The organism is Streptomyces sp. NPDC054794 (assembly GCF_053611585.1).
The window spans coordinates 1-10304 of the sequence record NZ_JBSHAQ010000060.1 but is presented as its reverse complement, the minus strand read 5'-3'; the positions used below and the strand labels follow the sequence as shown (position 1 = coordinate 10304).

The window sequence follows — 10304 nt, the reverse complement described above, 5'->3', positions numbered from 1 at the left end:
ACCACAACCCCCGGTCCTGCCACCCTCCCCGTGTCCGCGACGGGCCCCCGGTCTGTGCGGGGGGCCCCTTCTCGTACGTCTCTCGCCCGCGACTCGCAAGGCGCGGCCCGCCGCTCGCACGCGCGGGCGCTCATGCCGTCGCGCGGGCGCTCACGCCATTTTCAGCGCCTCGGCCATCCGCGTCAGCTGGGCGAAGGACGCCGTACCCGCCACCACCGTGGTGGAACCGGGCGTGTCCTCCAGGACGAGGGCCTCGTAGCGGCCGCCGGTGTACCGGGTCCAGGTGTGGTCGCCGATCCGCTGGGTGACCTTGCTCGCCGTCCCGCCCTGACTGGCCGCCTCGATGAACTCGACGCGCTTCTGAGTGGACTGCTCGACCTGCACGTAGTCACCGTCGGGGTTCTGGAAGCCGAGGTGCCAGCGGTCGAAGTCCGCCCCCTGGAAGCGGACCGACGTCGCCTTCCAGTCCTTCGACAGCCCCTCGGGTGCGGCCACCGGGTAGCTCGCGGCGCGCCGCGCCGTCAGGAGCTCCACGCGGTAGTCGACCCGCTTGAGTTCGGGAGCGTGGTCGTCGTGCGGGATGAAGAGGTAGATGACGCCCGCCGCGATCCCGATCAGGCCCAGGGAGAGAATCATGTCCCGGACCGTCTTCTGCTTGCCGTTCGAACCTGCCACGCCCCCTATCGTCGCAGGTGCCCGACGCGCTCATCCGTGGGGGGCCCTGCTCATTTTGTCTGCCTAACGATAGAGTCGGGAGGCAACCCTCATCCGGCCGTCGTCGTATCAGAAAGGTGCGCTCCGATGACCGAGAATCATCATCTGCCCTCCGAGCTGGAAGTTCCCTCCGAGGCTCCCGACCGCAACCTCGCCCTGGAGCTCGTCCGGGTGACCGAAGCCGCCGCCATGGCCGCGGGGCGCTGGGTCGGTCGCGGCGACAAGAACGGCGCCGACGGTGCCGCGGTGCGCGCCATGCGGACCCTCGTCTCCACCGTGTCGATGAACGGCGTCGTCGTCATCGGCGAGGGTGAGAAGGACGAGGCGCCGATGCTCTTCAACGGGGAGCGTGTCGGTGACGGCACCGGACCCGAGTGCGACATCGCCGTCGACCCGATCGACGGCACCACGCTGACCGCCAAGGGCATGCCGAACGCCATCGCGGTGCTGGCCGCCGCCGACCGCGGCTCGATGTTCGACCCGTCCGCCGTCTTCTACATGGACAAGCTGGTCACCGGCCCCGAGGCCGCCGACTTCGTCGACATCGACGCGCCCGTGGCCGTCAACATCCGCCGGATCGCCAAGGCCAAGCGCTCGACGCCCGAGGACGTCACCGTCGTCATCCTGGACCGGCCGCGGCACGAGGGCATCATCAAGGAGGTCCGCGAGGCCGGCGCGCGCATCAAGCTGATCTCCGACGGCGACGTCGCCGGCTCGATCTACGCGCTGCGCGAGGGCACCGGCGTGGACCTGCTGCTGGGCGTCGGCGGCACGCCGGAGGGCATCATCTCGGCCTGCGCGGTGAAGTGCCTCGGCGGCACCATCCAGGGCAAGCTGTGGCCCAAGGACGAGGCGGAGCGGCAGCGGGCCATCGACGCCGGACACGACCTCGACCGGGTGCTCACCACGAACGACCTGGTCTCCGGCGACAACGTCTTCTTCGTCGCCACCGGCATCACGGACGGCGAGCTGCTGCGCGGCGTGCGCTACCGGTCGGAGACGGCGACGACGGACTCGATCGTGATGCGGTCCAAGTCCGGCACGGTGCGCCGGATCGACTCCGAGCACCGGCTGCGCAAGCTGCGGGCCTACAGCGCGATCGACTTCGACCGGGCCAAGTGACCCCGCGATCAGCCGGACCGAGCTGAAGAACCCGCAAGAAGGGGGCCGCGGACCCCTGAGTCGGCAGACTCCCCCGCGTGACACAGGCGCCCCCGGTGCGGAGGGGGCGCCTCGTGCGTTCAGCCCGCCTGCGCTATACGGCCCGTCGCCCTCGCCGCCTTCTTCAGCTCCAGGTCGCGGCGGCGCCTGCGCGCGAGGACCACGCGGCGTTCGGCGGCGGTGAGCCCGCCCCAGACGCCGTACGGCTCGGGCTGCAGCAGCGCGTGCTCGCGGCACTCGACCATGACCGGACAGCGGGCGCAGACCCGCTTGGCCGCCTCTTCGCGGGACAGCCGGGCCGCGGTGGGCTCCTTGGAGGGGGCGAAGAACAGGCCGGCCTCGTCGCGCCGGCACACCGCCTCGGTGTGCCAGGGTGCGTCTTGGTCCCTGTCCTGCGCCGGCCCCCGCTGGGCCGGAACGGCGGCTACCTGCAGGGACGTATGCGGCGGTTGCAGCACGGTCTACTCCTGACGACGGCTTCGCGAGCGAGAGACGATGCTGCAAGCCCTACCCGCTGTGCGCGGGCCTATGCACTGCGTTCCCAACCGCAGGAGCGCGGCGGCTTGTTCACGACCCTGTGAGCCACCCGCGCCGTGATCGATTCGTTTGGGAACCGGTCGAATTCGCGACCGTCAACGGTCGAGGTGTTTGCGCAACTTCCTGTCGACCTTGTGCTGAACGCGGTCGAGGATGTCCGCGACGAGCTTGCCGCGCCTGGGGCGCGCCTCGACATTGCCCAGGACGGCCCACCCGTCGACATAAACCACCGGAGCCTCGGAGTCGACCGAATCCAGCGGGCTCACCTCGAAGTTGCCGAGGACACCGCCGCCCGTGCCGCGCAGCGACACGTTCTCCGGGACGCGGATCTGGACGTCGCCGAAGACCGCGATCGCCTTGATCACGACCTGCTGGTACTCGAAGATCGCTTCACTGAGGTCGATCTCCACGGTGCCGAAGACGGCGTACGCGTGCAGCCGGCGCCCGGCGCGCCAGCGCCCGCGGCGCATGGCGGAGCTGAACACCGCGACAACGTTGGCGTCGGCCTCCGTCGGTATCGCGCCCGGGGTCGGGCGGGGCGGCACCGGTGTGTAGGCCGCGCTCGCGGGGCGCTGGTGACCCGCGGGCAGGTCCTGGATGAAGACCTCCAGCTCGCCGACCGTCTTGGCGTTCAGCACCCCCTCGACGCGCTCGGCGTGCTCGTCCGCGGTCAGACGGCCCTCGGCGAGGGCGTCGCGCAGGATGTCGGCGATGCGGTCACGGTCGGCGTCCGAGGCGCGCAGTTCGGCCACGGTCGGCGCCGCGCTCTCCGGCTGGGCGTGCTTGTGAAGGTCCACGACAGCAGCGTACCGAAACGCGATAGATCGCGACTAGGGGTGTGGACAACCCCGCGCGTCGCGAACTGAGCCCTACCTCACAGGTTCCCCGTCGGCCGCAGGTTCTACGCTGGTGAGGCCCGTCGGCGCTGACGGGCCGCCGTCTGTCGAGTGAGGAATGGGCAAAGATGCCTGAGTTCGCGTACACCGATCTGCTCCCCATGGGAGAGGACACCACCCCCTACCGGCTGGTGACCTCCGAAGGTGTCTCCACCTTCGAGGCCGACGGGCGGACGTTCCTCAAGGTGGAGCCGGAGGCGCTGCGCAAGCTCGCCGAGGAGGCCATCCACGACATCCAGCACTACCTGCGCCCGGCCCACCTCGCGCAGCTGCGCCGGATCATCGACGACCCTCAGGCGTCGAGCAACGACAAGTTCGTCGCGCTCGACCTCCTGAAGAACGCGAACATCGCGGCGGCGGGCGTGCTGCCCATGTGCCAGGACACCGGCACGGCGATCGTCATGGGCAAGCGCGGCCAGAACGTCCTCACCGAAGGTGAGGACGAGAAGGCGCTGTCCCACGGCATCTACGACGCCTACACCAAGCTGAACCTGCGCTACTCGCAGATGGCTCCGCTCACCATGTGGGAGGAGAAGAACACCGGCTCCAACCTCCCGGCGCAGATCGAGCTGTACGCCACCGACGGCGGCGCGTACAAGTTCCTGTTCATGGCGAAGGGCGGCGGCTCCGCCAACAAGTCGTTCCTGTACCAGGAGACGAAGGCCGTCCTCAACGAGGCCTCCATGATGAAGTTCCTGGAGCAGAAGATCCGTTCGTTGGGCACGGCCGCCTGCCCGCCGTACCACCTGGCGATCGTCGTCGGCGGCACGAGCGCCGAGTACGCCCTCAAGACGGCGAAGTACGCCTCCGCGCACTACCTGGACGAGATCCCCGCCGAGGGTTCGGAGCTGGGCCACGGCTTCAGGGACAAGGAGCTGGAGGAGAAGGTCTTCGAGCTCACCCAGAAGATCGGCATCGGCGCGCAGTTCGGCGGCAAGTACTTCTGCCACGACGTCCGCGTGATCCGCCTCCCGCGCCACGGCGCGTCCTGCCCGGTCGCGATCGCCGTCTCCTGCTCGGCCGACCGTCAGGCGGTCGCGAAGATCACCGCCGAGGGCGTCTTCCTGGAGCAGCTGGAGAAGGACCCGGCCCGCTTCCTGCCGGAGACCACGGACGAGCACCTCGAGTCCGACGGCGACGTCGTCAGGATCGACCTGAACCAGCCGATGGACGACATCCTCGCCGAGCTCACCAAGTACCCGGTGAAGACCCGCCTGTCCCTCACCGGCCCGCTGGTCGTGGCCCGCGACATCGCGCACGCCAAGATCAAGGAGCGGCTGGACGCGGGCGAGGAGATGCCGCAGTACCTGAAGGACCACCCGGTGTACTACGCCGGCCCGGCCAAGACCCCCGAGGGCTACGCCTCCGGCTCCTTCGGCCCGACCACGGCCGGCCGCATGGACTCCTACGTCGAGCAGTTCCAGGCCGCGGGCGGCTCCAAGGTGATGCTCGCCAAGGGCAACCGCAGCAAGCAGGTCACCGACGCCTGCGCGAGCCACGGCGGCTTCTACCTCGGCTCCATCGGCGGCCCCGCCGCCCGCCTCGCCCAGGACTGCATCAAGAAGGTCGAGGTCGTCGAGTACGAGGAGCTCGGCATGGAGGCCGTCTGGAAGATCGAGGTCGAGGACTTCCCGGCGTTCGTCGTCGTCGACGACAAGGGCAACGACTTCTTCCAAGATCCCGCCCCGGCGCCGACGTTCACGTCGATTCCGGTTCGGGGGCCCGGGCTGGCGTAGTACCTCGGGCGCGGCGGGAGACGGATCTCGCCCCCGCCGCCCCTACCCATCCCATCCCATCCCCAGGGACTGCCGCCCCTCCAACCCCGCTCCCAGGGGGCTCCACCCCCTGGACCCCCGATCGGCCGCGAAAGGGCCTCGTCCTCAAACGCCGGACGGGCTGAGTGGTGCCGTCCGCCGAACAAGTCGAACGACTTCTTCCAGGACCCGGCCCCGCAGCCGACGTTCACGTCGATCCCGGTACGGGGCCCCGGGCCGGCCTGGTACCTCGTCGGGCACGGCGGGAGACCGTCCCGCCCCCGCCCCCGCCCGTCCCATCCCGTCCCCAGGAACCGGGCCGGGTGGTGCCGTCGTACGAACACGTCGAACGACTTCATCAGACCCGCCCCCGCAGCCGACGTTCACGTCGATCCCCGTACGGGGCCCCAGGCCGGCCCGGTGCCGGCCGATCGCCACCGACCCACGACCGCCCCTCCCGGCAACGCCGACGGGAGGGGCGGTCGCGCGTTCCGGGGCGGTCGGTGCCGAGGTCGCGTCGGCCGGGTCGGGCGTGATCCGCCCTACACCCGGGCGGCCCACAGTCCGGAACATCCCGGCCGCCCACGTCGCTATAAGCGGCATGAGCGAATACCGCATCGAGCACGACTCCATGGGCGAGGTCCGTGTCCCCGCCGACGCCAAGTGGCGGGCCCAGACGCAGCGTGCCGTCGAGAACTTCCCCATCTCCGGCCAGCGCATCGAGCGGGCCCACATCGAGGCGCTCGCCCGGATCAAGGCGGCCGCCGCCAAGGTGAACGCCGGGCTCGGGGTGCTCGACAAGGACATCGCCGAGGCGATCCAGGAGGCGGCCGCGGAGGTCGCCGAGGGGAAGTGGGACGCGCACTTCCCCATCGACGTGTTCCAGACCGGCTCCGGGACCTCGTCGAACATGAACACCAACGAGGTCGTCGCGACGCTGGCGAGCGAGCGGCTCGGCCGGGACGTCCACCCCAACGACCACGTCAACGCCTCCCAGTCGTCCAACGACGTCTTCCCGTCCTCGATCCACATCGCCGCCACGGCCGCCGTCACCCGCGACCTGATCCCGGCCCTGGAGCACCTCGCCGCCTCCCTCACCCGCAAGTCCGAGGAGTTCGCGGACGTGGTGAAGTCGGGGCGGACCCATCTGATGGACGCCACGCCCGTGACGCTGGGGCAGGAGTTCGGCGGGTACGCCGCCCAGGTGCGGTACGGGATCGAGCGGCTGCGGGCCTCGCTGCCCCGGCTGGCCGAGCTGCCGCTGGGCGGCACCGCCGTCGGCACCGGGATCAACACCCCGCCCGGGTTCTCCGCCGCCGTCATCGAGGAGGTGGCCCGCGCCACGGGGCTGCCGCTGACGGAGGCACGCGACCACTTCGAGGCGCAGGGCGCCCGCGACGGGATCGTGGAGACCAGTGGCCAGCTCAGGACCATCGCCGTCGGGCTGACGAAGATCTCCAACGACCTGCGGTGGATGGCGTCGGGGCCGCGGACGGGGCTGGCCGAGATCCATCTGCCCGATCTCCAGCCCGGTTCCTCGATCATGCCGGGCAAGGTCAACCCGGTCGTCCCGGAGGCCGTTCTCATGGTCTGTGCCCAGGTCATCGGCAACGACGCGACCATCGCCACCGCCGGCGCCGCCGGGAACTTCGAGCTCAACGTGATGCTCCCGGTGATCGCCAAGAACGTGCTGGAGTCGGTCAGGCTGCTCGCCAACGTCTCCCGGCTGCTCGCCGACCGCACCGTCGACGGCATCGTCGCCGACCGGGAACGGGCCCGCGAGTACGCCGAGTCGTCACCCTCCGTGGTCACCCCGCTGAACAAGTACATCGGCTACGAGGAAGCGGCCAAGGTGGCCAAGAAAGCCCTCGCGGAACGCAAGACTATCCGTCAGGTGGTGCTGGAGGGCGGGTACGTGGAGCGCGGCGACCTCACCCTGGAACAGCTCGACGAGGCCCTGGATGTCCTGCGTATGACGCATCCGTGACCCCTTGTGGACGCTTGTGTCCTCCGGAGCAGAACCGTGACCCGCGCCGCAGCGTCGTACGACTGCGACACCTAATATCTGTGCATGGCAGACGGCGGAGCGGTGAGACGCGTGGAACGCGGGGAAGCGAGCGGCGCAAGGGGCACGCCGGGCTTCTGGGCGCCCGGGAGTCACATCCTGTGGCGGTACCGGGAGAACGCCGGCGCGCGCTTGCACATCGTCCGCCCCGTCACCGTCGTGCGCGACGACACGGAACTGCTCGCCGTGTGGCTGGCCCCCGGCACCGAGTGCACGCGCCCGGTGCTGGCCGACGGCACGCCCGTGCACGTCGAGCCGCTGGAGTCCCGGTACACCAAGCCGCGGGCCGTGCAGCGCGACCGGTGGTTCGGCACGGGCGTGCTCAAGCTGGCCCGGCCCCGCGAGCCGTGGTCGGTGTGGCTGTTCTGGGAGCCGGGCTGGCGCTTCAAGAACTGGTACGTCAACCTTGAGGAGCCGTTGTCCCGTTGGGACGGCGGAGTGGACTCCGAGGACCACTTTCTGGACATCTCCGTGCAGCCCGACGGCAGTTGGCACTGGCGCGACGAGGACGAGTTCGCGCAGGCGCAACGGGACGGTCTGATGGACGTACGGCTCGCCGACCGGGTGCGGGAGGCGGGGCTGGCCGCCGTGGAGGTGATCCGCGCCTGGGGCCCGCCGTTCTCCGACGGTTGGCAGCACTGGCGCCCGGATCCCTCCTGGGCGGTACCGTCACTGCCGGAGGACTGGGACCGGACGCCCGCGCACGTGTCCTCATGAGACTCTTGCTGCGCCCCCGGTCCACAACCGTAGGATCGTCCTCCGCAAGGGCATGCAGCGACAACTCCCGGAACACGGGCCGGGCTTGACCGAACGTCACCGAGGGGCGGCAGGACGTGAGCGAGGACGAGGGCAACACGGTCAGGGCCGCCGGCCCTGGGGGCCGCAGACGGTCGTTGCGCGGCTCCGCATGCGCCGCCGGCACAGGAACAACCTCTGACCACGCGGGAATCCCGTTCCTGGGGCACGTATTCCGGGTATCGGGACTTCTGCGGGACGAACTGCGCGCGCGGCGCGCAGCCCCGGACGGACGGATTCGACACGCGTGACGGAGCACCCCACCTCCTACGAGCGCCCGCAGCCGGGCGCCGACCCCGCGGAGGCCCGCGGGGCGCTCTTGCGTTCCCCGAAGCCGCTGAGCGCCACCGCCTTACCCGCGCAGGCCCGCAGCACCGGCGAGACGCCCGCCGCGCGGGGCACCGGCACGCCCTGCGGCAAGGGGAAGGAGACCCCAGTCAACGGCCCCGAGCACGCCCAGCCGGACTCCGCCGAGCCCGATACCCACCGCCCGCGTCCCGCGCCCGTGCCAGAGGGCATCCCGCCCCAGCCGAGCGCCGAGCAGGAGCGGGCCCAGGGCGGCGAGGAGCGCCGTACCGGGCGGGGAGTGCCGCCCGGGCGGCCCATGCCCATGCGGCGGGACGGGGACCGGCTGCGGTTCGTGGGCGCCGCGACCCGGCGGATCGCCCGCGGCATCGACCTCGACGAGATCGTGATGGGCCTGTGCCGGGCCACCGTGCCGACCTTCTCGGACGCGATCCTCGTCTATCTGCGCGACCCGCTGCCGGTCGGCGACGAGCGCCCCACCGGTCCCGTGGTGCTCCGGCTGCGCCGCACGGACCGGATCCCGGAGGAACGGGACACCGAGGGCGGCTTCCTGCCCGTACCGGCGCCGGAGCTCGACTTCGCCGACCTGTCCGACCTGTCCGGCCTGTCCGCGCTGACCGCCGAGCTGTGCGAGGTGCGGCCGGGCGGCGCCCTGAACGAGGTGCTGCGCGGGGTGCGTCCGGTGTTCGCCGACGCGCCCGCGGCCCGCGCCGCGCTGCCCGAACTCCTCGGCGAGGGCGGCGAGTCGGTCGTCCCCGGCGGCCAGCACGCGATCCTCGCGCCGCTGCGCGGCCGCCGCCGGGTCATCGGCGCCGCGCTGTTCCTGCGCCGCCCGGAGCGGCTGGCCTTCGAGGCGGACGACCTGCTGGTCGCCGCCCAGCTGGCCACGCACAGCGCTCTGGGCATCGACAAGGCGGTGCTGTACGGCCGCGAGGCCTACATCGCCGACGAGCTGCAGCGCACCATGCTCCCGGAGACCCTGCCCCGCCCGACCGGCGTCCGGCTGGCCTCCCGTTACCTGCCCGCCGCCGAGACCGCCCGGGTCGGCGGCGACTGGTACGACGCCATCCCGCTGCCCGGCAGCCGGGTCGCGCTCGTCGTCGGCGACGTCATGGGGCACTCCATGACCTCGGCCGCGATCATGGGCCAGCTGCGCACCACCGCGCAGACCCTGGCCGGGCTCGACCTGCCCCCGCAGGAGGTGCTGCACCACCTCGACGAGCAGGCGCAGCGCCTGGGCACCGACCGGATGGCGACCTGCCTGTACGCCGTCTACGACCCGGTCTCGCACCGCATCACGATCGCCAACGCCGGTCATCCGCCGCCCGTCCTGCTGCACCTGGGCGGCCGGGCCGAGGTGCTGCGGGTGCCGCCGGGCGCGCCCATCGGCGTCGGCGGAGTCGACTTCGAGGCCGTCGAGCTGGACGCGCCCGCCGGAGCGACCCTGCTGCTGTACACCGACGGCCTGGTCGAGTCCCGGCTGCGCGACGTGTGGACCGGCATAGAGCAGCTGCGCGAGAAGCTCGCCGCAACCGCGCAGCTGACCGGTCCCGACCACCCGCCGCCGCTCGAAGCGCTGTGCGACGAGGTGCTCGACATGCTCGGTCCGGGCGACCGGGACGACGACATCGCGCTGCTCGCCGCCCGCTTCGACGGGATCGCGCCGAGCGACGTGGCGTACTGGTTCCTGGAGCCGGAGGACGCGGCCCCCGGCCGGGCCCGCCGGCTGGCCCGGCGCGCGCTGGCCCGCTGGGGCCTGGAGGAGCTGTCGGACTCGGTCGAGCTGCTGGTCAGCGAGGTGGTCACCAACGCGGTGCGCTACGCGTCCCGCCCGGTCACCCTGCGCCTGCTGCGCACCGACGTCCTGCGCTGCGAGGTCGGCGACGACGTGCCCCAGCTGCCGCGGCTGCGCCAGGCGCGCGCCACGGACGAGGGCGGCCGCGGCCTGTACCTGGTCAACAAGCTGGCCCGGCGCTGGGGCGCGACGCGCCTGAGCACCGGGAAGGTGGTCTGGTTCGAGCTGAACCGGAACTAGCTCGTACGGACATGGCGAAGGGCGCCCGGGATCTCCCGGGC

8 protein-coding genes are annotated in these 10304 nt (G+C 71.5%); 5 read left to right on the top strand and 3 right to left on the bottom strand.

Translation table 11 applies throughout. The features are described from left to right. Positions 1-150: 150 nt before the first annotated feature. Entirely contained in the window at positions 151-675 is a 525-nt protein-coding gene (locus tag ACWGKT_RS40455) for a DUF4245 domain-containing protein (protein ID WP_453277608.1), read from the bottom strand. A 126-nt stretch (positions 676-801) separates the two neighbouring features. On the opposite strand from ACWGKT_RS40455, the gene glpX reads away from it, so the two are divergent. Next, positions 802-1836, top strand: coding sequence for a class II fructose-bisphosphatase (glpX, locus tag ACWGKT_RS40450; protein WP_356158852.1), 1035 nt, complete (start codon positions 802-804; stop codon positions 1834-1836). A 119-nt stretch (positions 1837-1955) separates the two neighbouring features. On the opposite strand, the gene ACWGKT_RS40445 is transcribed toward glpX, so the two are convergent. Together ACWGKT_RS40445 and ACWGKT_RS40440 are read right to left on the bottom strand one after the other, a co-directional pair. Continuing rightward, positions 1956-2333, bottom strand: a complete 378-nt coding sequence (locus ACWGKT_RS40445; RefSeq protein ID WP_356158854.1) for a WhiB family transcriptional regulator — start codon at positions 2331-2333, stop codon at positions 1956-1958. Between the two features lie 174 nt (positions 2334-2507). After that, positions 2508-3209 carry a DUF1707 SHOCT-like domain-containing protein gene (locus tag ACWGKT_RS40440; protein WP_453277607.1) on the bottom strand — a complete coding sequence of 234 codons (702 nt, stop codon included), beginning with the start codon at positions 3207-3209 and terminating at the stop codon, positions 2508-2510. Positions 3210-3376: 167 nt separating this feature from the next. Between ACWGKT_RS40440 and ACWGKT_RS40435 the strand changes: the two genes are divergently transcribed. The 4 genes from ACWGKT_RS40435 (at position 3377) to ACWGKT_RS40420 (ending at position 10263) form a co-directional block, all read left to right on the top strand. Further along, on the top strand, positions 3377-5044 hold the full coding sequence (locus ACWGKT_RS40435; RefSeq protein ID WP_235455148.1) for a fumarate hydratase: 1668 nt from the start codon (positions 3377-3379) through the stop codon (positions 5042-5044). A 619-nt stretch (positions 5045-5663) separates the two neighbouring features. After that, on the top strand, positions 5664-7049 hold the full coding sequence (locus tag ACWGKT_RS40430; RefSeq protein WP_356158860.1) for a class II fumarate hydratase: 1386 nt from the start codon (positions 5664-5666) through the stop codon (positions 7047-7049). Positions 7050-7133: 84 nt separating this feature from the next. After that, positions 7134-7844, top strand: a complete 711-nt coding sequence (gene fomD / locus ACWGKT_RS40425; protein ID WP_356158863.1) for a cytidylyl-2-hydroxypropylphosphonate hydrolase — start codon at positions 7134-7136, stop codon at positions 7842-7844. A 325-nt stretch (positions 7845-8169) separates the two neighbouring features. Beyond that, positions 8170-10263, top strand: a complete 2094-nt coding sequence (locus tag ACWGKT_RS40420; RefSeq protein WP_453277606.1) for a SpoIIE family protein phosphatase — start codon at positions 8170-8172, stop codon at positions 10261-10263. The last annotated feature ends 41 nt before the right edge of the window (positions 10264-10304 follow it).